Here is a 24038-nt window from a genome sequence, read left to right as displayed (position 1 = left end):
TCGCTCAAGTGATGAAGTTGAGTATTTGGCCCAAAACCTTCGCTGATTGCGACTTAGATGCCGACAGCTTTGTCCGCCTTCGAGACCTTGAAACCGCCAAAGCTGGATCGATGACCCACCGAAAGCATCAGATGACCGCTTCGAGCCCATTTTTACATATGCTACGCATCGCGCCAACAACCGCCTTATCCCGGCTTCTAGGCTGCTTCCTTGGCACCTTGCCAACAGACACCTCCAAGTTTGTATGCTTTCACGAGTATGCAACTGTATGGGGAACTCAGTTTTCTGCCCGACACATTTCTAAAGTGTTCCCTATCGAATATAGAGCCAACTCTGGTGGATTATGTCGAAAATTTTACAAAATTATCGTGTAAATATAATATTCTAAATATAAAAATGGTATTTTTTTAGACAGAAATTCGAATAATCTGTTGAGAAGTTTACAAAATTATATTTTAAAATTAGATAGTTATTGTGGAATTTTTCTGGGTGTCTCCATACTCAATTTGCACGAATGTGCTTTTCCATCATCTGGAAGAGGAGCCAGGCGTTGGAAAGTGAAAATGGGAGGAATCTATGACTAACAAAAACGTCACACGCCGCGGCGTGTTGAAGTCTGGTGCCGTCGCAAGTACCGGATTAGCCCTACCTACTATCTTTACAGCTTCATCTGCCGCAGCTTACACGAATGAGCCGACAGGCTCTTCGGTTGTTTTGGGTTTTAACGTACCTCAAACCGGACCTTACGCTGAAGAAGGCAATGATGAGTTGCTCGCTCAGCAATTAGCCGTCGAACACCTGAACGGTGAAGGCGATGGCGGTTGCATGAATACCTTCTCTTCGAAGGTTCTCAAGGGCAATGGTATCCTTGGCAAGAAAGTCGAATTCGTTACTGGCGATACCCAGACCAAGTCGGACGCTGCTCGTGCGTCGGCCAAATCCATGATCGAAAAAGACGGGGCGATCATGATCAACGGAGGATCGTCCTCGGGTGTGGCTGTTGCTGTTCAAGGCCTTTGCCAAGAAGCTGGCGTAATCTTCATGGCCGGTCTGACCCACGCGAATGACACCACGGGCAAAGACAAGAAAGCCAATGGTTTCCGCCATTTCTTCAACGCCTACATGTCGGGTGCCGCGCTGGCGCCAGTACTTGCAGCTGAGATGGGTAAAGAACGCCGTGCGTATCATCTGACGGCCGACTACAATTGGGGCTGGACCCAGGAAGAGTCGATTGTTGCATCCACGGAAGCCATGGGATGGGAAACGGTTAACACGGTCAAAACACCGCTCGCATCGACGGACTTCTCGTCCTACATCACCCCGGTTTTGAACTCAGGTGCGGATGTTCTGGTTCTGAACCATTACGGCGGGAATATGGTGAACTCACTGACCAACGCCATTCAGTTCGGGCTGCTCGACAAAGTCGCGAATGGCAAGGACTTCAAGATCGTTGTGCCATTGTACTCGGAGTTGATGGCCGCTGGCGCGGGCGAGAACATCAAAGGCGTGCTGGGTTCGATGAACTGGAACTGGCAGCTGCAGGATGAGGGCACCAAAGCCTTCGTAAAATCCTTCGGTGAAAAGTATGGCAAGCCACCGTCAAATTCCGCCCAAACCTGCTATGCACAGACGTTGCTGTATGCGGACGCGTGCGAGCGCGCAGGCACCTTCAACCCATGTGGTGTTGCAGAGGCGCTGGAGGACTTTGAGTTTGACGGGCTGGGCAACGGCCCGACCTGGTATCGCGGAGCGGATCACCAGTGCTTCAAAGACGTACTGGTTGTGCGGGGCAAGGAAAACCCGACCAACGAGTATGACACGTTGGAAATCGTGGAGATCACGCCGCGTGCGCAGGTCGAGTACGATCCTGAGCATCCGATGTTTGCTGGCGGCGAACTCGGCAAGTGTAATCCCGGCGCTTAAAAAAATTCTGGCTGAGATCTGGCCGCCACTCGGCGGCCAGACACTTGTGGCCGGGTAAATCAGCCCGACCGATACCGCTCAACACATTCTGACCAACCTTGAGGTGGGCCGATGGACGCCATCCTATTGCAGATACTCAACGGGCTGGACAAAGGTTCGGCTTATGCGCTCATCGCGTTGGGCCTGACTTTGATCTTCGGCACGCTCGGTGTCGTGAATTTTGCTCACGGGGCCCTGTTCATGATCGGTGCGTTCTGTGCCGTGACCGTGCAAAAGCTCATGGGCCTGAGTTTCGAAACTCTTGACGAAACCCAGAAGGATTTTCTGGGAAACCCTTTAAAGGTTGAAACCCCTTACGTCGAAGCGTGGTTCGGTCCAGAGGTTGGCGCCACAATCATTGACTGGTCCGTCCCGCTGGCCATTCTTTTTGCGATCCCGATCATGTTGCTGGTCGGGTATGTGATGGAACGAGGTTTAATCAAGCATTTCTACAAGCGCCCGCACGCAGACCAGATTCTTGTGACCTTCGGCTTGGCAATCGTTCTGCAGGAAATCGTCAAGTATTTCTTTGGTGCGAACCCTATCCAGACACCTGCGCCAGATGCGCTAAGCGGCTCGATTGATTTAGGCATCATGGTCGGCTTTGATACGAACGCAATAATCTATCCAATCTGGCGGTTGGTTTACTTTGGCTTTGCTGTCGCAATCATCGGTGCGGTCTTCTCATTCCTGCAATTCACAACCTTTGGGATGGTTGTCAGGGCCGGGATGGCGGATCGCGAAACCGTTGGGCTTTTGGGTATCAACATTGACCGAAGATTCACTATCATGTTCGGCATCGCCGCTGCTGTAGCTGGGCTTGCCGGAGTGATGTACGGGCCGCTGAACCCTCCAAATTATCACATGGGTATGGACTTTCTGGTTCTCAGCTTCGTCGTGGTTGTTGTCGGCGGCATGGGTTCATTGCCTGGGGCAGTATTGGCAGGGTTCCTTTTGGGTATCTTGGAAAGCTTTGCCTCAACGACCTGGGCCACCACTACGATACCCGGCATCAACCAGATCATCATATACCTTGTTGCCATCGTCGTGCTGCTGACGCGCCCGCGAGGGTTGATGGGCCGCAAAGGCGTGATGGAGGAATAAACAATGTTGGGACTGAATAAAAAAGACACCAGCTTACTCATCGTTGTTGCCATCCTCACGTTGTTGGCACCGTTCATTCTGAACCCGTTCCCAACCGACAGTGCAATGGCGCAGTTCAACGCGGGATACCCGGACCTGATGCAGCGCTTCGTGATTTTCGGGATATTCGCGATCGGATTTAACATTCTGTTCGGCCTGACGGGTTATCTGTCCTTTGGCCATGCGGCGTTTCTTGGGGTGGGTTCTTACTCTGCCGTCTGGATGTTCAAACTGCTCAGTTACAGCGTTATCCCCGCTATCGCGCTGAGTGTTGTCGTGGCAGGTTTGTTTTCACTACTCATCGGCTTTGTCAGTCTGCGTCGTTCGGGAATCTACTTTTCAATCCTGACTCTGGCCTTTGCACAGATGAGTTTTGCCTTGGCCTATTCGGTTTTGTCCAACCCAAAGTTTAACCTCACTAACGGCGAAACCGGGCTGCAAGTTTACTCAGACGACCCGCAGATTTTGCAGAGTGCGAACGCCCCGGACCTGCCACATCTGTTCGGTGTCCCGATGCGTGCGACCTATACTCTGGACGTCGGGGCCTGGAGTTTCGACTTCAACGCCGGATACTATATGTGCGCCGTGATCATGATGGTGGTGTTTTATCTGGCGATCCGCATTTTCCGTTCGCCATTCGGTATGATGCTTCGCGCCGTAAAATCAAACCAGCAACGGATGAACTACACTGGCCTGAATTCCAAGCCCTATACATTGGCGGCGTTTGTCATTTCGGGCATGTATGCAGGTCTGGCTGGTGGGCTGATGGCGGCCATGGACCCGTTGGCAGGTGCAGAGCGTATGCAGTGGACCGCTTCGGGTGAAGTTGTTCTAATGACCATTCTCGGTGGGTCTGGCACCCTGATTGGACCGGTCCTGGGAGCAGGTTTCATCAAGTACTTTGAGAACATCTTCTCAAAGATCAACGACAACGTGCTTCACAGTTGGTTTGCATTCCTACCAGACGGGCTCGAGGACGCAGTTGTATTCGTCATACACCCGTTCATCGGCAAAGGATGGCATCTGACACTTGGCATCTTGTTCATGCTTGTCGTGATTTACCTTCCAGGCGGTCTTGTTGAAGGAGGTCAGCGCATCTTGAACCGCTTAAAACGAAAGAAGCCACAAACCGATGAAACCAAGTCGGGCGAATCCGAGCCGGCAGAATAGGGGTAAGCGACGATGGCAATCCTGAAAGTCAAAGACGTAAGCAAGAGGTTTGGTGGCCTCAAAGCCCTTACCGATGTAAACCTGAGTGTCGAAGAAAACTCGGTTCACGCCATTATCGGCCCAAACGGTGCAGGAAAGTCAACTTTGCTCAATTGCCTTGTGGGTAAGTTGATGCCTGATACCGGTGCCGTGTTGTTTGACAATGCTTCGGTTCTTGGTCTTGAGCCCTATCAGATCAACCAGATGGGTATAAGCCGAGTATTCCAAACTCCGGAGATTTTCGGTGAGTTGACGGTTATGGAAAACATGCTGATCCCAATTTTCGCGATGCGGGATGGTGCCTTCCGAATGCACGCCTATGAGACGATTGCCAACGAAACAGCGATTGTTGAGCAGGCCGAAGCGATGCTTGAGGAAATGAATATGGCGGATAAACGTCATATGCACTCAGCGTCGCTTTCGCGTGGCGACAAGAGGCGGCTGGAAATTGGCATGTGCCTCAGCCAAAACCCTCGACTTTTGCTGCTTGATGAACCCACCGCCGGTATGGCGCGAGCGGACACCAATAACACAATCGATTTGCTGAAGCAGATCAAAGATGAACGGGACATTACCATCGCGATCATCGAACACGACATGCATGTCGTGTTCAGCCTTGCCGAAAGGATTACTGTCCTGGCGCAAGGTACCCCGTTGGTGGAAGATGTCCCGGAAAAAATCCGCGGCCACCCTAAGGTTCGAGAAGCCTACCTAGGCGAAGCAGCGTGAGGTCAATGCTATGAACGAGAAACCTGACTTTTCGAAGAACGCAAACATAGCCAGCACGGCCCCGGCGTTTCTGTCCGTGTGGGATATGCATTCATACTATGGCGAAAGCTACATCGTTCAGGGTGTTAGCTTTAACGTGCACGAAGGTGAAATTTTGGCCTTATTGGGCCGAAACGGTGCTGGAAAGACGTCGACGTTGCGCTCGATAGCTCGTTTAGGGGATCCAGAAGTCAGGCGCGGGGAAATTTGGCTCGATCATCAACCTCTTCACAAGATGGCCAGCTATGAGGCCGCAACAGAAGGTCTCGGACTTGTGCCCGAAGACAGGCGGATCATTCCAGGGCTGACCGTGGAAGAAAACTTGCAGCTGGCCCAGATCGCACCTCCGGTTGGCTGGTCGTTGGAACGGCTCTACGAATTGTTTCCGAGACTTGGCGAACGCCGCAAACAAGAAGGGATCACCTTGTCCGGCGGCGAACAGCAAATGCTTTCGATTGCGAGAGCGCTGGCCAGAGACATCAAAGTTCTGTTGTTGGATGAACCTTATGAAGGTTTGGCCCCGGTAATTGTCGACGAGATCGAGAAGACACTTGTCCACGTTAAGCAACAAGGTATGACCACAATAATCGTCGAGCAAAACGCGGTCCGCGCCCTCGAACTGGCTGATCGAGCGATCATTTTGGATACTGGAAGCATCGTTTTTGACGGTACAGCAAACGATGTATTGGAGAATAGCCAGCTTAGGGAAGAGTATTTGGCGATCTAACCTTTGATAGGGTCTTGTGCTTTTGTCCCTACGAATGGAGATCTCCAACTGGTATCAAAATGCCAAATACGTCGATTTCGCCGAATAAGGCTTCGAGTGATCCCAAATTGCTTGACGAAGAGTAGCTGGAAGGTGGTCAACGCTGTTTTCTAAGGTTTTTGGCAAACTTACTTGATGGTAAGAACCGCCAGTATTCCGAAACTCTCCAACCTGCAAAACTATAGAGACTCGCAAGCTTGACCTTATCCAGATCGCTACCCTATCCCTGCTTCAGTGAACGACAAGTAAGTAGCGCGTGGCAGTAGCGTCGACAGAGGTTTGCTGGTGTCGGCTTCCTGAACTTCAAACCAGACACCCTAGCAGCGTTCGGCAAAGGTGGTTGTGCCCTCCCGCAACCACTAAAACAAACAAACAAGACTCCGAAAGGCGGATTTTTGCGTTCTGAGTAGCTCACAACGCAAGCAGGCCCCACACTGCGAAGCCCTATTCTTCCGTAATCAAACCAGTGTCGGAAAATACGCTGCGATTTACTAGAGGAGCAGTTTCATTCTCTTGTGTGAACAGGTGAAGGGCACGCAGCTATCGTCGAGGCTTGAAATTTTATTTCGTTTATGTCGTGAAAACCGAAATTTCATGACAGCGTGGGCGTGATGGTTTAACTGTTCTCTTTAGACAAAAGAAGACAACGTCTCGGTGAATTCTGTGGAACAAGTGGCCTTTACGTTTGAAATGGGAGTGGTTTGCGCTCTGTTGGCCTTTACCGTCTTTCTGTTTGTATCCGAAATTGTCAGAATTGATCTTTCCGCCATATTGGTCCTCGTGATTGTTGGTCTGCTGAGCTACGCGCCAGGGCTTCAGAACCTCGCAGATGTTACGCATCTTTTTGATGGGTTTGCCTCAAACGCCGTGATTTCCATCATCGCGGTCATGATCGTCGGCGCGGGTTTGGACAAAACGGGTATCATGAACAAGGTTGCGGCGGTTATTCTGAAATACGGCGGCACATCCGAGGGTCGGGTTTTGCCGATCATATCGGGTACCGTCGGTGTTATTTCGTCCTTTATGCAGAATGTCGGGGCGGCAGCATTGTTTCTGCCGGTCGTCAGCCGAATATCGTCAAGGTCCGGAATTCCCCTGTCGCGGCTGCTGATGCCCATGGGATTTTGCGCCATCTTGGGTGGCACAATGACGATGGTTGGTTCGTCGCCACTGATATTGCTGAACGATCTAATCCTGACGGCAAACGAAGGCCTGCCGGACGGTCAAAAAATAGCACCGTTTGGCCTTTTCTCGGTAACGCCTATAGGGGCGGCCCTAATTCTGACTGGGATCGCGTATTTCCTACTGCTGGGGCGGTGGGTGCTGCCTGGTGGCACCGGGTCTGAAAACACCGGGACGGGGCAGGGTACGCAGGAGTATCTGCAACGTGTCTACGGGCTCAAAGCGGATGTTTTTGAGGTGATTGTGCCAGCCGAAAGCCCTTTGGTGGGGCAGGTTCTGGCTGATATCAACCATGAAAACCACCTGTACATTATCTCGACATTCTACCGTGGTAAGACCTCAATGGTGCAAGTTTTAACGGCCGAGATTGCCGCGCCTTGTCGACTTGCCATCATTGGACGACGCTGGGTCGTGGAGGAATTCGCGCAGAAATTTGGGCTGACCGTTCTTCCGGAACTGGATATCTTTGTCGAAGAGTTTGCGCCTACCAATGCCGGAATTGCCGAAGTGGTTGTGACACCCGACAGCAAGCTGATCGGAAAATGCCCTCGTGAGCTTTTGTTTCGCAAGACCTATGGCATGTCCTTGCTTGCCATCCACCGAGGCGAGGAAACCCTCAGCCACGTCGAGTCAGAAACACATGACTCTACCCAGATCGGGCTTGAAAACTTTCATGCTGGGGACATGCTGGTTGCCCACACTAGGTGGGACAACCTGATGCGGATCAAGCGGGATCCGGACTTTGTTGTCGTTACAACGGACTTTCCGCAAGATGAACTGCGCCCGCAAAAGGTCGGGTGGGCCTTGGCGTTTTTCGCAATTTCACTGTCACTGATTTTGTTCACTGACGTTCGATTGTCTCTTTGCTTGCTGACCGGAGCGGCCGGAATGATGCTCACCCGAGTGCTTAGCGTCGACGAGGCCTATCGCGCCGTCGGATGGAACACTGTATTCCTGCTCGCCTGCCTCATACCGCTGGGGCAAGCCGTGCAGAATACCGGAACTGCCGCGTGGATTGCCCAGCAGATCATGATCATTCTCAACGGCTGGCCGATTTGGGCACTTCAGGCCGGCGTTGCGATATTGGCCACGGCCTTTTCGCTGGTGATGTCAAATGTCGGAGCCACAGTTTTACTTGTTCCACTCGCTGTATCGATCGCGGTCGCGGCTGGCGGCAATCCTGCCGTCTTTGCGCTGACAGTGGCTATTTCGACCTCCAACAGCTTTATCATTCCGACGCATCAGGTGAACGCTCTGATCATGGGCCCTGCGGGCTATAAAGTTATGGATTTTGTGCGCTCCGGCGGGGTCATGACAGTTCTATTCTTGGTGGTCTCTCTCTTGATGTTGAACTTAATCTACTGAGCAGGGCGCTTAGCGGCGTTCTGTTTCTTTGGTCGGGAAACAGGTCACCTGGAAGTGCCAGATATTTTGGCGAACGGGTTATGGGCCTAAGGTGAAATTATCTGTGGATTTTGTATCCAATATCCCATAAGACGTCTTTGGCAGGCCTTTCAGTGTGAACTGGTCCGGCAAGTCGTTGCTCTGGCAGCTTTTGAAACGTTCAGGAAAGTAGACGCGAAATGCCCAAGACGATCTTCTCTGGCACCATGCCGGCCTTGATGACACCCTGCAAAGCGGATCGGACCCCGGATTACGATGCCCTTGTCAAAAAGGGCAAAGAGATGATCCAGGCCGGGATGTCTGCAGTGGTCTATTGTGGCTCGATGGGGGACTGGCCCCTTTTGACCGACGCTGAACGGATGGAGGGGGTCGAACGCCTGGCGGCTGCGGGTCTTCCGGTTGTAGTTGGAACCGGCGCGATCAACTCGAAATCAGCGGTGGCGCATGCGGCTCATGCCCAGAAGGTGGGCGCCGTCGGCTTGATGGTGATCCCGCGGGTTTTGTCGCGTGGGTCATCCATGGCGGCGCAGGAACATCATTTCAAAGCAATTCTGACGGCGGCACCTGATGTGCCAGCGATCATCTACAACAGCCCGGTCTATGGTTTTGCCACCAAGGCTGACCTGTTCTTCGCGTTGCGATCCGCACATCCAAACCTTGTTGGGTTCAAGGAATTCGGTGGCAAGGACGACCTGCGCTATGCGGCAGAGCATATCACATCCAAAGATGACGAAGTCACCCTGATGGTGGGTGTAGATACCGAGGTCTACCATGGGTTTGTGAATTGCGGGGCCACCGGATCGATTACCGGGATCGGAACAGCCCTTCCGAAAGAGGCGCTGCTTTTGGCGGCGCTCTCTCAGAAAGCCGCCGCAGGCCATGCCGAAGCCCGGAAACGTGCGCTTGAACTGGAGGAGGCCTTTGGCGTTCTCGCGAGTTTTGATGAGGGCACAGACCTAGTTCTCTATTATAAACACTTGTTGGTGCTGAATGGTGAGGAGGAATATCGCCTCCACTTTAACGAAACCGATGAATTGACGGATGCGCAGCGCAATTATTGCGAACAGCAATATGCTTTGTTCCGCGCCTGGTTTGCCGACTGGTCCCGTCAGGGTGGGATTATCGCTGAATGCATGTAATCGACAGCCATACAGGTGGAATGCCCACGCGGGTAATTCTGGAGGGCGGTCCGGATTTGGGGTCCGGGCCGCAGGAACTCCGTGCCCAAAGACTCGCTACGGAGCATGAAGCATTCTACAAATCCATTCTGCTGGAGCCACGCGGGCAGCCCGGCATGGTTGCAGCGCTGCTCGTCGACCCGGTGGATCCCAGCTGCGAGACCGGAGTGATCTTCTTTGACGCCGACGCGGTGCTGGGGATGTGTGGACATGGTACTATTGGTTTAGGCGTGACGCTTGCACATCTTGGTCGGATTGGGACGGGGTCTCATAAGATCGAAACCCCGGCTGGCGTGGTAACGATAGACGTGCTGGATCCGAATACCGTGCGAGTCACCAATGTCGAAAGCCGCCTCGTGCAGACGGCTGTCACGGTCGAAACAAAAAACTACGGCGCGGTAACCGGCGATGTCGCCTATGGTGGCAACTGGTTCTTTATAGTCGAGCCAAGCCCAATCCCGGTGGTGTCGGGTAACATTCGTCACATGACGGATATGGCGATTGAAATCCGCCAGGCTTGCGTGGCGCAGGGGGTTGGTGGCGAGAACCACGAGCCCGTCGATCACGTCATCTTTCAGGGTACCTCTCCGAATGCAGGTGTTCATAGTCGCAATTTCGTGCTGTGTCCGGATGATCAGTACGACCGATCGCCTTGCGGCACAGGCAGCTCTGCGCGATTGGCATGTCTCGCCGCGGCGGGACGTTTGGCACCGAGGGACGAAATCCTACAGGAAAGCGTGATCGGCAGCCCTTATAGGCTGTCTTACCAACCTGGGCCGAACGGTGGTGTGACCCCCTCGCTAACCGGGCAGGCCTATGTGATGGCTGAAGGTAAACTGATCTTTGACGACGACGATCCGTTTCGGGCGGGTATCTACAGCTGACGCCCGCCGGGTGCCGATCTGTCAGCGGCTCCTGCGATCCCTCCTCTTCGGCGGAACAACACTATGCGGCTTGAAACAGAGAACGATATTGTGGTGATCGGTGCCGGTATCATCGGCATCAGCACAGCGCTCGAGCTACAAAAACGGGGTCGCAATGTACTTGTGCTGGACCGCGAAGGAATTGCCGCTGGCGCGTCGCGTGGCAATGCCGGAGCCTTTGCCTTTGCTGAAATCGAACCATTGGCCAAACCCGGCATCATGCGCAAGGCGCCGAAATGGCTGCTGGATCCGCTGGGCCCCCTGTCCGTTCCACCGGCCTATGCTTTGAACATAACCCCCTGGATGCTCAGGTTCTGGCGCGCAAGCTGGCGTGATCGTTATGAGGTTTCGATCAATGCGCAATCTGCCCTTATGGATCATTCTCGCGCAGCGCTTGAACGGCAAATCGCCGATGTGGATGGCGAAGCTCTGATACAGCGCGATGGCCAGTTGCAGCTATTCGAAGGAGAGGTTGAGTTTCGCGCAAGTGAAAAGGATTGGGACTTGCGCAAGACACGCGGCATCCCGTTTGAACTTCTGCACAGCCCGGACGCAATCGCCGAGATTCAGCCCGGGCTAAATCGCCGCTTCACCCATGCAGGCTTTACGCCGACCTGGTTGAACACTGTTGATCCGCAAAAATGGACCCAGCATCTCGCGTTACAATTCCAAACCCGTGGGGGTCCGATTGATGTCACTCAGATCACCGCGTTGACGCCGGTGGAAGATGGTGTGGTTCTAAGTACACCAAGTGGCGATGTCCGGGCACGTCAGGTCGTCGTTGCCGCTGGCGCTTGGTCTCATAGGTTGGCGAAGCATCTTGGCGACCACATCCCGCTGGAAACCGAGCGTGGTTACAATACGACCCTGCCACAAGGGGCGTTTGACCTGCGCACCCATCTGACTTTTGGCGGGCACGGGTTTGTCGTTTCACGGATCAATGACGGTGTTCGGGTCGGAGGCGCGGTCGAGCTGGGCGGCCTTGAACTGGCGCCGAACTACAAACGCGCCGACGCGCTTTTGGCAAAAGCGGGACAGTTTCTGCCTGATCTCGACATTGGTGGTGGCACTCAATGGATGGGGTTCCGCCCATCATTGCCGGACAGTCTTCCGGTGATCGACAGATCGGCAAACACTCCAGCAGTAGTATACGCCTTTGGACACGGCCATTTGGGGCTGACTCAATCCGCAGGAACAGCAGAGCTTGTGGCAGATTTGGTGACGAACGCCACACCGACCATTGATCTGTCGCCTTTTGCGGCGTCCCGCTTCTGATACGGAGGATTCACATGCGCAGTTGTAAGACCATTCATGTCATTTCCGCGCATGCCGAGGGCGAAGTTGGTGACGTCATTGTCGGCGGCGTCACTCCTCCGCCGGGGGATACGCTTTGGGATCAAAGAACCTTTATCGCGCAGGATGAGACGCTCAGGAACTTGGTGCTGAACGAACCTCGCGGTGGTGTGTTCCGCCATGTGAACCTACTGGTTCCGCCCAAACATCCCGACGCGGATGCGGCGTGGATCATTATGGAGCCCGAAGACACGCCACCTATGTCCGGGTCGAACTCGATTTGTGTTGCGACTGTGTTGCTTGACGGTGGGATCATTCCGATGCGGGAACCGGAAACCCATCTGGTGCTTGAAGCGCCGGGTGGTCTGGTCCGCGTTCGGGCGGAATGCAAAAAAGGCAAGGCCGAACGCATCTTCGTGCAAAACCTACCCAGCTTTGTCGACAAGATTTCGGTGTCCTTGGACGTTCCGGGTCTGGGATCCATAACTGTCGACACAGCCTATGGCGGCGACAGTTTCGTGGTCGTTGATGCCAAGTCCCTTGGCTTTGAAATCGTTGAGTGCGAAGCACGTGACATCGCCCGGTTGGGTGTGGCAATTACCAATGCTGCCAACGAACAGCTTGGGTTCACGCATCCCGAAAACCCCGATTGGGATCATATCTCGTTCTGTGCTTTCTGCGGGCCACTGACCCAATCAGACACCGGTTTGACCGGTAAATCTGCTGTCGCGATCCAGCCGGGGAAGGTTGATCGCTCACCCACCGGGACAGCCGTATCAGCAAGGCTGGCGCTGATGCATGCCAAAGGTGAGATTGTACGTGGGCAGAGTTTTGAGGCCGTTTCAATTATCGGCTCGCGATTTGTGGGACAAATCGTAGACACGTCGGAAGTGGGCAACCGACCTGCAGTTATTCCCGAGATCAGCGGCCGTGGCTGGATCACTGGAATTCACCAACACATGCTTGATCCGGAAGACCCCTGGCCCGGCGGTTATCGGTTGTCGGATACCTGGGGGGTGTAACAGTGGTGAAATTTGATTTCAGTGAAATGACTGCGATCCCTGTACTCAACTTGCATTGCTGTGGTCGGCAAAACCACACCACGACAGGAGGCTGAGATGTCCGGGAAACGCGTGATTGCCAAGCAAAGCCTTCCGGACGTTATTGCAAACGACCTGCGCGAACGGATTCTGAGCGGCGAGATTGCAGAAGGGGAAACCATCCGTCAGGAAGCCCTGGCTGAGGAATATGACGTATCGCGCATGCCAATCCGGGAAGCGCTGAAGCGTCTTAGCGCTGAAGGGTTGGTCCAATGGGCCAATAACCGGGGCGGATCTGTAACCAAGCATTCTCTGGAAGAAATTGGCGAAATTTTTGATCTGAGATGCCTGATCGAAGAGGATCTGTTTCGCCGATCGATTCCGAATATGACACCGCAACACATCGCGAATTGCGAACGGGTTCTGGTCGAGATGGAGACGTCATATGATGGCAACGACGTTGGAACATGGGGCGCCCTGAACCACCGGTATCATTCTGCACTATACGCGGCCTCAGGTCGGCACCTGACTTGTGAAGTGCTGGATCGCATCAGCCTGCAGTCGGACCGTTATGTCCGAATGCACCTGAGCGTGATGAAGCAGCGTGCCCCGGCCAAGAAAGAGCATCAGGAGCTTTTGGAACTGGCAAAATCAGGCCAGACAGATGAGGCTTGCCAGCTTTTGGTGCGTCACATCCAGCGCACGAAAGATCAGTTGCTGGAGATGATCGCGTCAAGACGGGAACCCGATCGGACCTAGGTGTCGACCGGCCTGTTCAAAAATGCGCGCCGCTTGCAAAATCTTAGCGCTCGGCCCTCGAAATTCTCCTAGAGTGCCTGAGAAAACCGTCGAAGGGACAGAGAGTGCAAAATCATGGATATATGTCTGGCAGGTTGAACCTACCGTTCACGGGGATCGCGACATTTGGAAAATCTCCCTATGTGGAAGATTGGGACAGCATTGACGCCGATGTGTGCATTCTGGGCGCGCCTTTTGATTTCGGGACGCAATGGCGCGCGGGTGCGCGGTTTGGCCCACGAGCGGTCCGTGACGCCTCGACCCTGTTCAGCTTTGGGCATGCTGGGGCTTATGATCACGAAGACGATGCGACCTACCTTGATGGCTCGGTGCGGATGGTCGATCTGGGGGATGCGGATATCATCCACACCAAAACGGATGAGAGCCACCAGAACATCGAATTTGGCGTCCGTAAGATATTGAATGCCGGCGCGTTGCCGCTGGTTATCGGTGGCGACCATTCCGTCAACATTCCTTGCATTTCGGCCTTTGCGGATGACTGCGCCAAACATGGTCCCATCCACGTAGTGCAAATCGATGCGCACCTTGATTTTGTTGATGAACGCCATGGTGTCACCAACGGGCACGGAAACCCGATGCGGCGGGCCATCGAAAAGGAGTATGTTTCGGGGATGACCCAGTTGGGCATTCGCAACGTGTCGTCAACGGCAAAAGAAGGCTACGAGGATGCCCGCGCCCGCGGATCGGATATCCTTTCCGTCCGTCAGGTCCGGCAATTGGGGCCTGAGGCAGTGCTGGACCGCATTCCTGCAGGTGCGCGGTACTACGTGACGATAGATATCGACGCGTTTTGCCCGTCTATCGCTGCGGGCACCGGGACGCCCAGCCATGGTGGGTTTCTCTATTACGACGTGTTGGAGATTCTACAGGGGCTTGCCAAACGCGGGGATGTCGTTGGCATCGACCTGGTCGAAGTCGCTCCGGCCTATGATCCGACGGAAAGCACGCAGATTCTGGCGGCGCAGCTGTTACTGAACTTTCTGGGCTTCATCTTCCACGAACGCGCTCGGCGGTAATTGGTGGGGCCAGACGGCCCCACCCGAAACTTACGCTCCGATGATATTGTGGCCCGGTCCATACGGGAAGCCGGTGATGTTTTCGGCCCCGCCTTCCTCAACAACCAGAATATCGTGTTCGCGGTAGCCGCCTGCGCCGGGTTGGCCTTCGGGGATCCACAACATTGGCTCGATCGAGACAACCATGCCCGGCTCAAGCACGGTGTCGATGTCTTCGCGCAATTCCAGCCCGGCTTCGCGCCCGTAATAGTGGCTGAGGATGCCGAATGAATGACCGTACCCGAAGGATCGGTATTGCAGCAGGCCTTCATCCGCGAAGAAGCGGTTGATTTCAGCAGTAATGTCGGAACAGGTGGCACCGGGCTTGATCAGGCTCAGGCCCAGCTCATGCGCTGCCACGTTGGCTTTCCACAGGCGCAGGCTGTCGGCGTCCGGTTCACCCAGAAACAGTGTGCGCTCCAACGCGGTGTAGTAGCCCGAGATCATTGGGAACGTGTTCAGCGACAGAATATCGCCCTTTTGCAGTGCGCGTTTTGTCACCGGGTTATGGGCGCCGTCGGTGTTCAGACCGGATTGGAACCACACCCAGGTGTCGCGATATTCGGCATCGGGGTAGGCACGGGCGATTTCCGCCTCCATCGCATCGCGGCCTGCGATCGCAATCTCGATCTCAGTTACGCCTTCGCGGATTGCCGCATGGATGGCGGCGCCGCCGACGTCAGCGGTATGAGCACCGCCTTTGATCAACGCGATCTCTTCGGCTGACTTGATCATGCGCGCCGCCATCGTGTCCGGCGCGATATCGACCAACTCCGGCGCTCCCAGCATTGCCAACGCGGTGTCGCGGGCGGCAAGCGTCATGTGGTCGCCTTCAATCCCAATGCGCTTGGCACCTTCGATCAGGTCGGCGACCGCGCGCCAGTAATTGTCGCGTTTCCAGTCGGTGTAGATGACGTTGTCATCGACCGAACGTCGCCACGGTTGACCAGCATCGATATTGGCCGAGACAGTCGTGCAGGCATCTTGCGTGACCACGCAGCCATACGGACGCCCGAACGAGCAGTACAGAAAGCCCGAGTAATAGGCGATGTTCTGCATCGAGGTCAGCAGCACTGCGGGAATATCACGGGCTGCCATGATCGATCGCAGCGCAGCCAATCGGCGTGCGTATTCGTCTTTGCTGAACGGCATGGCGGCTTTTTCGCCGTTGTGACAGGTGAAGAATTCGGGGCGGTTTGATGTATCACTCATCTTTTGGTCTCTCATCTATGCCGGGCGGCAATACCCGGCCACATGTCCCGGCGTTCAGGACAGGCGGTCTCGGGGTCCGAGAGCCGCTCACCCCCGATGATGCCGCGACGCCATCGCGACTGGGGTGAGCGGGTGAATCGTTAGATCAGACAGGATGCCCCGTCAAGCAGGTGAGAGACCCCGCAAGCGTTCCGACCGCCGCCGCAGCAACTCGACCGTTGCCAGCAGCCCGATGGACAGCACCACAAGGATCGTTGCCACGGCCAGAATGGTCGGGCTGATCTGTTCACGCAGGCCAGTGAACATCTGCCATGGCAGCGTTTTCTGGCTGGCCGATCCCACAAACAACACCACGACAACCTCATCGAACGAGGTGATGAAGGCGAACAACCCGCCCGAGATCACACCTGGCAGGATCAGCGGCATCTGGATCGAAAAGAACGTGCGCACCGGACCAGCCCCCATATTGGCGGCAGCGCGTGTCAGGGACCTGTCAAAGCCGACCAGTGTGGCAGTCACAGTGATGATCACAAAGGGAATGCCTAAAACGGCATGAGCAAGGATGACCTTCAGATAGCCCACAAAGTTCTTGTTCATACCCAGTGTACCCTCCAGGAACCGCCCGATGTCGCTGTAGAAGAAGAACATGCCCGTGGCCGAGATGATCAGGGGTACAATCATGGGGGATATCAAAATGCCCATAATTGCGCGCCGACCCGGCACATGGGATTGGCTGAGCCCGATCGCCGCCAATGTGCCAAGCGACACCGAAATGACGGTGGCGATGGGCGCAATGATCAGCGAGTTTTTGAAGCTGCGCTGCCATTCATTGTTGGTGAAGAAGTCACGGTAATGCTTGAGTGAGTACCCTTCGGGGTCCAGCCGCAGCATCTCGGGCGTGAAGGTGAAGAAGTCCTGCGCGTTGAACGACAGAGGCAGGACCACAAGGATGGGCGTGATCAGAAAGACAAAGATCGCGCCACAGATCACCCGGAACAGATAGTGATAAAAAACCTGTTTCGCCGTCAGGTAGGGCAGCAGCTTTTGGCGGTACCGCCCTTCGTACAACCAATAGATAAACCAAGCAAAGAACCAGCCGCCCAGCAGACCCAGAACGCCGCCCATCGGACCTGACAGTAGAATACCGGCGATCCCAAAGGCCAGAATAGTGATCCAGCGCGCCATCTGTTCGTTCTTGAGAACGTTGATAAAGACCCAAGCCAAGCCTGTCATCAGAACAGCGCCGCCCAGAATGCCCAAGGGGATCGATCCGTTGCCGGCTCCGACAAACATGCCGGCAAAAGCACCAGCCAGCGCCACGGTCGGCAGGACCACGGACATGGGTTTGCGGGATATCGGTGTAAGTGCTGCCATCTTGATTATCCCAACTTCACGTTATCGATGCCCACGATCTTGTCGTAGACCCAGTAGAGCAGCAGTACGACCGCCAACAGGATCGTGCCCAGGGCGGCAGCCAACCCCCAGTTCAGCGAGGACGAGATGTGATAGGCGATCCGGTTCGAAATGAAGACACCTTTGGTGCCGCCAACGATCTCGGGCGTGATGTAATAGCCGATCGCCAGAATAAAGACGAGGATCGAGCCCGCGCCAATCCCAGGAATGGATTGCGGGAAGTAGATACGCCAGAACGTCGTCCAGTTGGTTGCGCCCATGGACTTTGCCGCGCGTGTATAAGATGGCGGTATCGTCTGCATTACGGAATACATCGGCAGGATCATGAACGGCAGCAGGATGTGTGTCATGGCGATGATCGTGCCGATCTGGTTGTTGATGATGATCAGCCTGGCATCATCGGCGACAAGCCCAAGCCAGACCAGCGTATCGTTGATCACACCTTGTTGTTGCAGCATAACCTTCCAAGCTGACGTTCGCACCAGCAAGGATGTCCAGAACGGTAATAGCACCAGGATCATCAGCAGGTTCGACACACGCATCGGCAAGGTCGCCAAAAGGTAGCTCACCGGGTAGGCCAACAGGATACAGGACGCGGTAATCACCAGTGACATGAACAACGTTCGGCCAAACAACTTAATCAGGATCTGCTTGTCTTCGGGCTGTGATTGCGCGCCTTCGGGTGTGCGGCGCATGTCCACAGCGTTCAGGAAATAGCCGTTGGTGACCGCCGGTGAGTGGGTTTTGATCACGGCCCAGGTCTTTGGATCGCCCCAGCCGTCGTGAATCTCGATCAGTTGGTCCTTGAACGGGCCGTCGGTTTCGGGGTCCAGCTTATTCAGCTGACGACCGGACCTGCGGAACATCGAAGACATACCGGTTTCTTCGTAGTTCAGACGCGATCCCAATCGGGTGTGCTGTTTGTTGTCGATGGCAACGACCATATCGCGGACAAACGCATCGTAGACGTCTTCTTCCGGCAATTCGCCGCTTTGTTCGTCCCATTTGCTCAGCGCTTGGACGGTCAACGGAAGCGTGTTTTCTACAATGCCGTTTTCAACCGAGCGGAATAGCATCGAGGCGATCGGGACGATAAAGGAAAACATCACGAACAGAAGCAGAGGGGCCACAAGTAGCAATGCACGCAGCTTTTGCCGTCGTAGAGAACGCGCCAGCGACTGCTTTAGCGGTGTACCGTCCGCTGCCAGCATAGGTCCCGCGTTTTGGCTTGCGTCAGTCATCGTTGCCCCTTGGTTTTTCTTGGGTCAGAGGGCGGCGCACCGCCCTCGACAGATTTATCAATGCAAGCGGCGCTTACTGCGCCAGCCACGCCTGGAATTTGGCGTCGATGTCGTCACGGTAATCTGCCCAGAACTCGTAGTTATACAGGAACGTGTTCTTGGCGTTTTCCGGATCGGTCGGCATATGCGGCGACATTTCGATGCCCAGGTCGGCGTGCTGACCAACCAGCGGAGCCGAAGATGCGCGGGCCGGACCGTACGAGATGTACTTGGCCTGATCTGCCAGACGCTGGGTGTCGGTTGCGAACATGATGTAGTCCAGCGCGCGTTTCTGACGCTCTTCGCTCAGGCCTGCCGGGATGATCCAACCATCCAGATCGAACACCTGTGCGTCCCACAGCATGGCTACAGGTTGCTTCTGCTCTTCGATCACGCTGAATAGACGACCGTTGTAGGTCGAGCCCATGACTACCTCGCCATCCGCCAGAAGTTGCGGTGTGTCCGCACCGGCAGACCACCAAACGACACTGTCTTTGATAGTGCCAAGCTTGGCCAACGCCTGATCCTGACCTTCAGGGGTTTCCAGAACGCTATAAACGTCGTCCTTGGCTACGCCGTCACACAGTAGCGCCCATTCCATGTTATTGATCGGGCGCTTTTCCAGCGAACGCTTGCCCGGATAGGTTTCCAGATCGAAAACGGCGCAGATATCGGTTGGCGGGGTGTCACCCACCATATCGGTGCGATACCCGAAAGTGGTCGAGTAAACGATCTGCGGAATAAAGCAGTCGCTGACGAGCAGGTCACCAAAATCATCTGCGGCGGATGTGCCATCAGGTGCTGCCGCCAGCATGGTGTCCGGGTCGATTTCCATCGCCAGACCTTCGTCGCACAGACGAATCGCATCAGCAGCCACGACGTCAACCACATCCCACGTGATGTTGCCCGCTTCGTTCATGGCGCGCAGCTTTGCCACCGCTTCTGCCGAACTGTCGTCATTCAGGATGGTGACACCTGTCTTTTCCGAATAGGGCTCGTGATAGGCCTTCAGCTGTGAATTGGAATAAGCGCCGCCCCAGGACACGATGGTCATCTCTTCGGCAGACAGGCTGCCCGCCGCCGTCGCCAGAGCAGCAGCCGTCAGTAAGGTTTTTGTTGGTTTCATGTGTTACTCCCAGTTTATCCCGTCTTGTATTTGTTCGGCCAATGCACGGGTTTTCACCAGCCGGTCCCTCAGCTTAGCTCCGCTTGTTTCGCGCAGCTTGGTCTATGCGTCCAACGCACGACAATCTTGAGCCAGCCAGCCAATCTCGATCTCCTGACCGGGGGCCAGCCGGACGGCGTCCGGCGCGTTGCGTGTTTTGACAATGAATTCGTCATTGCCGGCTACCGACATGCGGAACCGGAAAACATCGCCCATATAGATGAACTCTTTGACCGTAGCTTTTAGCGTATGTGCATCGGCGTGCAGGCGGTCTTTGTTGAATTCGACCCGTTCCGGCCGGATCGACACCTTGGTCCGCTCGCCCGCCTTGTGGACGTTGATCGGAACAGCATCAATTTCGGACCCGTCATCCAACTGAACCACGCAGGTGTCGCCATCGATCGATTTCACGACACCTTCCAGAGTGTTGTTCTCACCGATGAACTGCGCCACGAAGCTGTTTTCTGGTTCCTCATACAGCTGATCGGGCGGTGCCAGTTGCTGAATGCGCCCATCGTCAAACACGGCCACGCGGTCGGACATTGTCAACGCCTCGGTCTGGTCATGGGTGACATACACGGTGGTGATCCCCAACTCGTGCGCCAGCCGGGTAATCTCGAACTGCATGTGCTCGCGCAATTGCTTATCCAATGCGCCCAAAGGCTCGTCCATCAGAACAAGCTCGGGCTCGAACACCAGAGCGCGTGACAGAGCGATCCTTTGCTGCTGCCCCCCCGACAATTGCGCGGGCCGACGACTGCCAAACTCGCCCATCTGTACCATATCCAGCGCGCGTTTGACCTTTGCCTCACGGTCGGACTTGCCCATTTTACGGACTTCCAACGGGAAAGAGAGGTTTTCGGCCACTGTCATATGCGGGAACAAGGCGTAGTTCTGAAAAACCATGCCAATTCCGCGCTTATGCGGCGGGATATTGTTGATGGGGCGCCCATCAAGAAGGATTTCACCATGGGTGGCGGTTTCGAACCCGGCCAACATCATCAGGCAAGTTGTCTTGCCCGACCCTGACGGCCCAAGCATTGTCAGAAACTCACCTTTTGGCAAAGCCAGATTGAGGTCCTTAACGACGAGAATTTCGCCATCATAAGACTTTTGAACGCGTTGAAATTCGACAAACGCGGCGTCGTTTGATGTTTCGGTCACAAGACCCCCTGTTTCGTCAAATGATTATCCGAAGGCATCGGATTTCATTGATCAGTGGAATCAGTTAAGACCAAGCCGAACATGTAATGCAACAATGAATGCTGTTTTTGCCAATTGAGATATCGAATTGATAACTCAATTCGCGTTATTTAGCGTCTTCATATGCCATGCCAGGCTTTGATTGCTGGAAAGCACCGGCTTTCCGATTCTGGCGCGAATCTCTGGGATGGCCGACAGGGTCCTGAGATTGGTGCAACTCAGAAAAACGGCATCCACTGATGGGTCCAAGCCCAACTGCGTCGCAGCGTCGATAACGGACTGACCTGAGATACGAACAACCTTTGCTTCCTCTGCTTCGCCAAACGTGCCGAAGACATCCGTGCTTATGCCATTTTGGGCAAATGCACGACGCAGCGGGACGTTGACCTCTTCAATATAGGGCGACAAAAGGGCAAATTTTGAAACGCCGAGGTCTTCGGCGCAAGCTGCAGCGGCCCGCAGCGGGTTTGTGACCTCGACCGTATCGCAGGTTTGCTTGACCAGCTGCGCCACGCGATCAGATCCGATGACGGAACTGGCAGATGTGCACCCATAACCGACAACGCGGTAGGGCCGGGCACTGGGCAACAATCCGGCTGCTGCAGGCAGGGCGGTTTCCATTTCAGCCAAACTGTCTGTGGTCACTTCAATGCCGCTTGGAATACGGCTGACATGGATCGGGTACGCCCGGTCCGAGAAATAGGCGCTGAACTCCGGTTCCAGTGTTTCGTCGGTCTGCAGAACAATCAGCCCCATCGGTGTGGCTGTGGGATCATCCGCGTCCAGTGTGTAGGGAATCAGAGTCATAGTTCGATCATCTCCGGCCCGATACGCGGGCTGATAAAGCGCGGATCACCCTCCGTGATAACGATGTTTTCTTCGTGAACCAGGATCTTGTTGTTGACCGCAATGCCCGGTTCAAGTGTCAACACCATGCCCGGTTGCAACACGGTATGATCCGTCGGAATAAGCGAGGGCCACTCGGTCAAAGACATTCCCAAACCGTGCCCCAGACGCCCGGCATCCGTGCTTTCGGCATCTGCTGTAAGTACCGCGTCCATGGCGTGAAACAGGTCCGCCGCTGTGGTCCCGGGCCTTGCCAAGTCAAAGGCGGCGTCCGAGGCTTCGATAAGCCGTGCATAAGCCGATTTCACTTCTGGTTGGGCACAGCCGATGGACCAGTTGCGGTCATAGTCGCAGAAGTATCCATCCCAGACGAGACCGGTGTCCAGCATCAAGACATCGCCATCGACCAAGGGCGTAGCGCGCGCGGGTGAGATTACATCTGTGTAACCGCCGGGTTCCGCACCACCGGCCAGATAGGGCACCCAATCAGCGCCTTCCTCAAGGCACAGCATTTGAAACCTGCGAAACACCTCGTCCAGTGCCACCCCGGCCCGGGCAATGTCGGGCACGCGCGCAAAGGCGCGACCTGCAACGTCACATGCGGTCTCGATTTTGGCAATCTCGGCGGCAGATTTGACCATTCGTAGCTGACGCAGGATCCCGTTGTCCCCTGCTATATTGCGCCCACCTATCTCGCCGTACAAACGGTTGAGATCGGCCAGCGGAATGCGTGCATGCGTCTCGTGTCCGTCGGGCATCCCGATTGTGCCGTCGCCGGGGGTGAGTTCATTCAGCGCGTCAGCCAGCAATGATACACCGTCATCGTGCAGGTCAGGTGCGCTCCAGGTTCGGATGTCATTAATCCATGTTTGGCCCATCAGCGCCGCTCCGATGGACGGGATTACCGCTACGGGCGTACCGTTGGCCGGAATGATCAGAAACCAGGGGCGGGTTGGGCTTTCCCAAAAGCGGGTCAGAAACCCGGTAAAATATCGCACTTCCGTTTCGGTGGTCAGCAGAAGAGCCGAAAGACCCGATGCGTTCATCAGATCTTGGGCGCGCTGTGTGCGCCCTTCAAATTCGACCTGATCAAAACCTCTCATTCGGCGATCTCGGACAGAAAACACAAGACGCGTGATCCGGCATCAATGCCCAAAGCGGCCCTGATGTCGCTGTTCAGCGCAGCGGCAATTCCGGCTCCGCCCGAAGCTGTGGTTTCAAGCCCGGCTTTGGCCATTGCACCCAACTGATCGGTCACTTCACTATCGGTCAAGGTCAGGAAACGATCCGCGTCTCTCGCTAAGCCGTTCAATGCGATCAACGACGGTTCCTTGCAGTCGAGACGCCCCATGATGCTGTCTGGCCCATCAGCGAAAACGCATTCCCCGGCCTCAATGCTGGCTTGCAGGGCGGGTGCGACTTCGGGTTCGACAACGATGATGTCCGGCGCGTCGCCCCAGGCTGTTCGGGCATAGGCCGCGACGGCGCCTGCAAGGCCACCAACGCCTGCTTGCAACAGAATATGTGTCGGGGTTTCGGAACATTGATCAACCGCCTCGGACGCCATCTGAAGATAGCCTTCCATCAGGGTGTGAGGCAGTTCAACGTATCCCTCCCAGGAACTATCAGATAGCAAAACCCACCCATTGTCGCGGGCGGCGGCGCTGGCCGCATCCATGCTCGCGGCATAGTCGTGGCCACTGCGAACCACATGCGCGTCTTGCGCGCGCAGGCGTTCGGCAAAGCTTTCAGGAACCGTTTCGGCAATATAGACGACGGCATTGGCGCCAAAAATCTTTGCGCCGGCTGCAACGCTCATCCCGTGATTGCCAGCGCTGGCCGTCACGTAAGTAGTGCCGTTCAAAGTCGTCGCGTCAGGCGCGTCCGTTTTGTCTGCTGCGAGCCGCGCGATCACGTAAGCCGCCCCGAGGGCCTTGAAAGAACCCAGATTCATGCGGTGTCGTTCGTCCTTGACCCACAGACGCGCGACAGGTGCCAGGCCTTCAGCCTCGACAAGCGTTGTCTCTTTTGCTGCTGGGCATCGTGACAGCAAATCTGCGACAAGCGCCGCATTTGTTGAAGGGTAAGGCGCGGATGGGATCAGCTTCTGTCCCCCCCGATGTGGGTTGTTGATGAGCCGCATGTCCTCTCCAAATACTCGACCTATTGACGTGAGC

Annotated in this window: 21 protein-coding genes; 13 read left to right on the top strand and 8 right to left on the bottom strand. The window is 55.2% G+C overall.

The genetic code is table 11. From position 1 onward, the window contains the following. The 13 genes from Q1B21_RS10620 to speB form a co-directional block, all read left to right on the top strand. Positions 1-374, top strand: a 374-nt coding sequence (locus Q1B21_RS10620; protein WP_299889180.1) for a hypothetical protein, incomplete at its 5' end; no start/stop codon positions are given. A gap of 202 nt (positions 375-576) precedes the next feature. Then, entirely contained in the window at positions 577-1923 is a 1347-nt protein-coding gene (locus Q1B21_RS10615; protein ID WP_298937630.1) for a substrate-binding protein, read from the top strand. Between the two features lie 111 nt (positions 1924-2034). Then, positions 2035-3066: a branched-chain amino acid ABC transporter permease gene (locus Q1B21_RS10610; RefSeq protein ID WP_298937629.1), complete on the top strand. Its 1032-nt coding sequence runs from the start codon at positions 2035-2037 to the stop codon at positions 3064-3066. Between the two features lie 3 nt (positions 3067-3069). Beyond that, a complete protein-coding gene (locus tag Q1B21_RS10605; RefSeq protein WP_299889177.1) occupies positions 3070-4275 on the top strand; it encodes a branched-chain amino acid ABC transporter permease in 1206 nt (401 codons plus the stop codon). 12 nt (positions 4276-4287) lie between these two features. After that, the gene (locus Q1B21_RS10600; RefSeq protein ID WP_298937627.1) at positions 4288-5043 is read left to right on the top strand and encodes an ABC transporter ATP-binding protein; all 756 of its coding nucleotides are present in this window, start codon (positions 4288-4290) and stop codon (positions 5041-5043) included. Between the two features lie 10 nt (positions 5044-5053). Further along, positions 5054-5809 carry an ABC transporter ATP-binding protein gene (locus tag Q1B21_RS10595; protein WP_298937626.1) on the top strand — a complete coding sequence of 252 codons (756 nt, stop codon included), beginning with the start codon at positions 5054-5056 and terminating at the stop codon, positions 5807-5809. 729 nt (positions 5810-6538) lie between these two features. Further along, complete coding sequence (locus Q1B21_RS10590; RefSeq protein ID WP_298937633.1) at positions 6539-8395, top strand: SLC13 family permease; 1857 nt, start codon at positions 6539-6541, stop codon at positions 8393-8395. Between the two features lie 218 nt (positions 8396-8613). Continuing rightward, the gene (locus tag Q1B21_RS10585; protein ID WP_298937625.1) at positions 8614-9573 is read left to right on the top strand and encodes a dihydrodipicolinate synthase family protein; all 960 of its coding nucleotides are present in this window, start codon (positions 8614-8616) and stop codon (positions 9571-9573) included. Continuing rightward, the gene (locus tag Q1B21_RS10580) at positions 9564-10496 is read left to right on the top strand and encodes a proline racemase family protein (protein ID WP_299889174.1); all 933 of its coding nucleotides are present in this window, start codon (positions 9564-9566) and stop codon (positions 10494-10496) included. The genes Q1B21_RS10585 and Q1B21_RS10580 overlap by 10 nt, the downstream gene beginning before the upstream one ends. Positions 10497-10559: 63 nt before the next feature. Further along, entirely contained in the window at positions 10560-11810 is a 1251-nt protein-coding gene (locus Q1B21_RS10575; protein WP_299889173.1) for an FAD-binding oxidoreductase, read from the top strand. 14 nt (positions 11811-11824) lie between these two features. Further along, positions 11825-12850 carry a proline racemase family protein gene (locus tag Q1B21_RS10570; protein ID WP_299889171.1) on the top strand — a complete coding sequence of 342 codons (1026 nt, stop codon included), beginning with the start codon at positions 11825-11827 and terminating at the stop codon, positions 12848-12850. A 96-nt stretch (positions 12851-12946) separates the two neighbouring features. Then, entirely contained in the window at positions 12947-13627 is a 681-nt protein-coding gene (locus tag Q1B21_RS10565; RefSeq protein WP_299889169.1) for a GntR family transcriptional regulator, read from the top strand. Between the two features lie 104 nt (positions 13628-13731). Beyond that, entirely contained in the window at positions 13732-14703 is a 972-nt protein-coding gene (gene speB / locus Q1B21_RS10560; RefSeq protein WP_299889167.1) for an agmatinase, read from the top strand. A gap of 30 nt (positions 14704-14733) precedes the next feature. On the opposite strand, the gene Q1B21_RS10555 is transcribed toward speB, so the two are convergent. The 8 genes from Q1B21_RS10555 to Q1B21_RS10520 all read right to left on the bottom strand — a co-directional run bounded on the left by Q1B21_RS10555 (position 14734) and on the right by Q1B21_RS10520 (position 24004). Then, a complete protein-coding gene (locus tag Q1B21_RS10555) occupies positions 14734-15954 on the bottom strand; it encodes an aminopeptidase P family protein (protein WP_299889165.1) in 1221 nt (406 codons plus the stop codon). Positions 15955-16116: 162 nt separating this feature from the next. Beyond that, positions 16117-17328 (bottom strand): ABC transporter permease, encoded by a 1212-nt coding sequence (locus Q1B21_RS10550; protein ID WP_299889163.1) that lies wholly within the window; start codon positions 17326-17328, stop codon positions 16117-16119. A gap of 5 nt (positions 17329-17333) precedes the next feature. Beyond that, complete coding sequence (locus Q1B21_RS10545) at positions 17334-18608, bottom strand: ABC transporter permease (protein ID WP_299889161.1); 1275 nt, start codon at positions 18606-18608, stop codon at positions 17334-17336. A 73-nt stretch (positions 18609-18681) separates the two neighbouring features. Beyond that, positions 18682-19773, bottom strand: a complete 1092-nt coding sequence (locus Q1B21_RS10540; RefSeq protein WP_299889159.1) for an extracellular solute-binding protein — start codon at positions 19771-19773, stop codon at positions 18682-18684. Between the two features lie 102 nt (positions 19774-19875). Further along, complete coding sequence (locus Q1B21_RS10535) at positions 19876-20976, bottom strand: ABC transporter ATP-binding protein (protein ID WP_298937615.1); 1101 nt, start codon at positions 20974-20976, stop codon at positions 19876-19878. 135 nt (positions 20977-21111) lie between these two features. Further along, positions 21112-21822, bottom strand: a complete 711-nt coding sequence (locus Q1B21_RS10530) for an aspartate/glutamate racemase family protein (RefSeq protein ID WP_299889157.1) — start codon at positions 21820-21822, stop codon at positions 21112-21114. Beyond that, on the bottom strand, positions 21819-22964 hold the full coding sequence (locus Q1B21_RS10525; RefSeq protein WP_299889155.1) for a Xaa-Pro peptidase family protein: 1146 nt from the start codon (positions 22962-22964) through the stop codon (positions 21819-21821). The genes Q1B21_RS10530 and Q1B21_RS10525 overlap by 4 nt, the downstream gene beginning before the upstream one ends. Continuing rightward, positions 22961-24004: a pyridoxal-phosphate dependent enzyme gene (locus tag Q1B21_RS10520; RefSeq protein WP_299889153.1), complete on the bottom strand. Its 1044-nt coding sequence runs from the start codon at positions 24002-24004 to the stop codon at positions 22961-22963. The genes Q1B21_RS10525 and Q1B21_RS10520 overlap by 4 nt, the downstream gene beginning before the upstream one ends. Positions 24005-24038 lie beyond the last annotated feature (34 nt).

The organism is uncultured Ruegeria sp., from assembly GCF_947504215.1.
In the GTDB taxonomy this organism is placed as follows: domain Bacteria; phylum Pseudomonadota; class Alphaproteobacteria; order Rhodobacterales; family Rhodobacteraceae; genus Ruegeria.
The sequence above is the reverse complement of the archived record's forward strand: the minus strand, read 5'-3'. Positions and strand labels throughout refer to the sequence as shown.

Coding starts and splice junctions, on each gene's coding strand:
- Q1B21_RS10615 (WP_298937630.1), top strand. CDS start 577: ATGACTAACAAAAACGTCACACGCCGCGGCGTGTTGAAGTCTGGTGCC.
- Q1B21_RS10610 (WP_298937629.1), top strand. CDS start 2,035: ATGGACGCCATCCTATTGCAGATACTCAACGGGCTGGACAAAGGTTCG.
- Q1B21_RS10605 (WP_299889177.1), top strand. CDS start 3,070: ATGTTGGGACTGAATAAAAAAGACACCAGCTTACTCATCGTTGTTGCC.
- Q1B21_RS10600 (WP_298937627.1), top strand. CDS start 4,288: ATGGCAATCCTGAAAGTCAAAGACGTAAGCAAGAGGTTTGGTGGCCTC.
- Q1B21_RS10595 (WP_298937626.1), top strand. CDS start 5,054: ATGAACGAGAAACCTGACTTTTCGAAGAACGCAAACATAGCCAGCACG.
- Q1B21_RS10590 (WP_298937633.1), top strand. CDS start 6,539: ATGGGAGTGGTTTGCGCTCTGTTGGCCTTTACCGTCTTTCTGTTTGTA.
- Q1B21_RS10585 (WP_298937625.1), top strand. CDS start 8,614: ATGCCCAAGACGATCTTCTCTGGCACCATGCCGGCCTTGATGACACCC.
- Q1B21_RS10580 (WP_299889174.1), top strand. CDS start 9,564: ATGCATGTAATCGACAGCCATACAGGTGGAATGCCCACGCGGGTAATT.
- Q1B21_RS10575 (WP_299889173.1), top strand. CDS start 10,560: ATGCGGCTTGAAACAGAGAACGATATTGTGGTGATCGGTGCCGGTATC.
- Q1B21_RS10570 (WP_299889171.1), top strand. CDS start 11,825: ATGCGCAGTTGTAAGACCATTCATGTCATTTCCGCGCATGCCGAGGGC.
- Q1B21_RS10565 (WP_299889169.1), top strand. CDS start 12,947: ATGTCCGGGAAACGCGTGATTGCCAAGCAAAGCCTTCCGGACGTTATT.
- Q1B21_RS10555 (WP_299889165.1), bottom strand. CDS start 15,954: ATGAGTGATACATCAAACCGCCCCGAATTCTTCACCTGTCACAACGGC.
- Q1B21_RS10550 (WP_299889163.1), bottom strand. CDS start 17,328: ATGGCAGCACTTACACCGATATCCCGCAAACCCATGTCCGTGGTCCTG.
- Q1B21_RS10545 (WP_299889161.1), bottom strand. CDS start 18,608: ATGACTGACGCAAGCCAAAACGCGGGACCTATGCTGGCAGCGGACGGT.
- Q1B21_RS10540 (WP_299889159.1), bottom strand. CDS start 19,773: ATGAAACCAACAAAAACCTTACTGACGGCTGCTGCTCTGGCGACGGCG.
- Q1B21_RS10530 (WP_299889157.1), bottom strand. CDS start 21,822: ATGACTCTGATTCCCTACACACTGGACGCGGATGATCCCACAGCCACA.
- Q1B21_RS10525 (WP_299889155.1), bottom strand. CDS start 22,964: ATGAGAGGTTTTGATCAGGTCGAATTTGAAGGGCGCACACAGCGCGCC.
- Q1B21_RS10520 (WP_299889153.1), bottom strand. CDS start 24,004: ATGCGGCTCATCAACAACCCACATCGGGGGGGACAGAAGCTGATCCCA.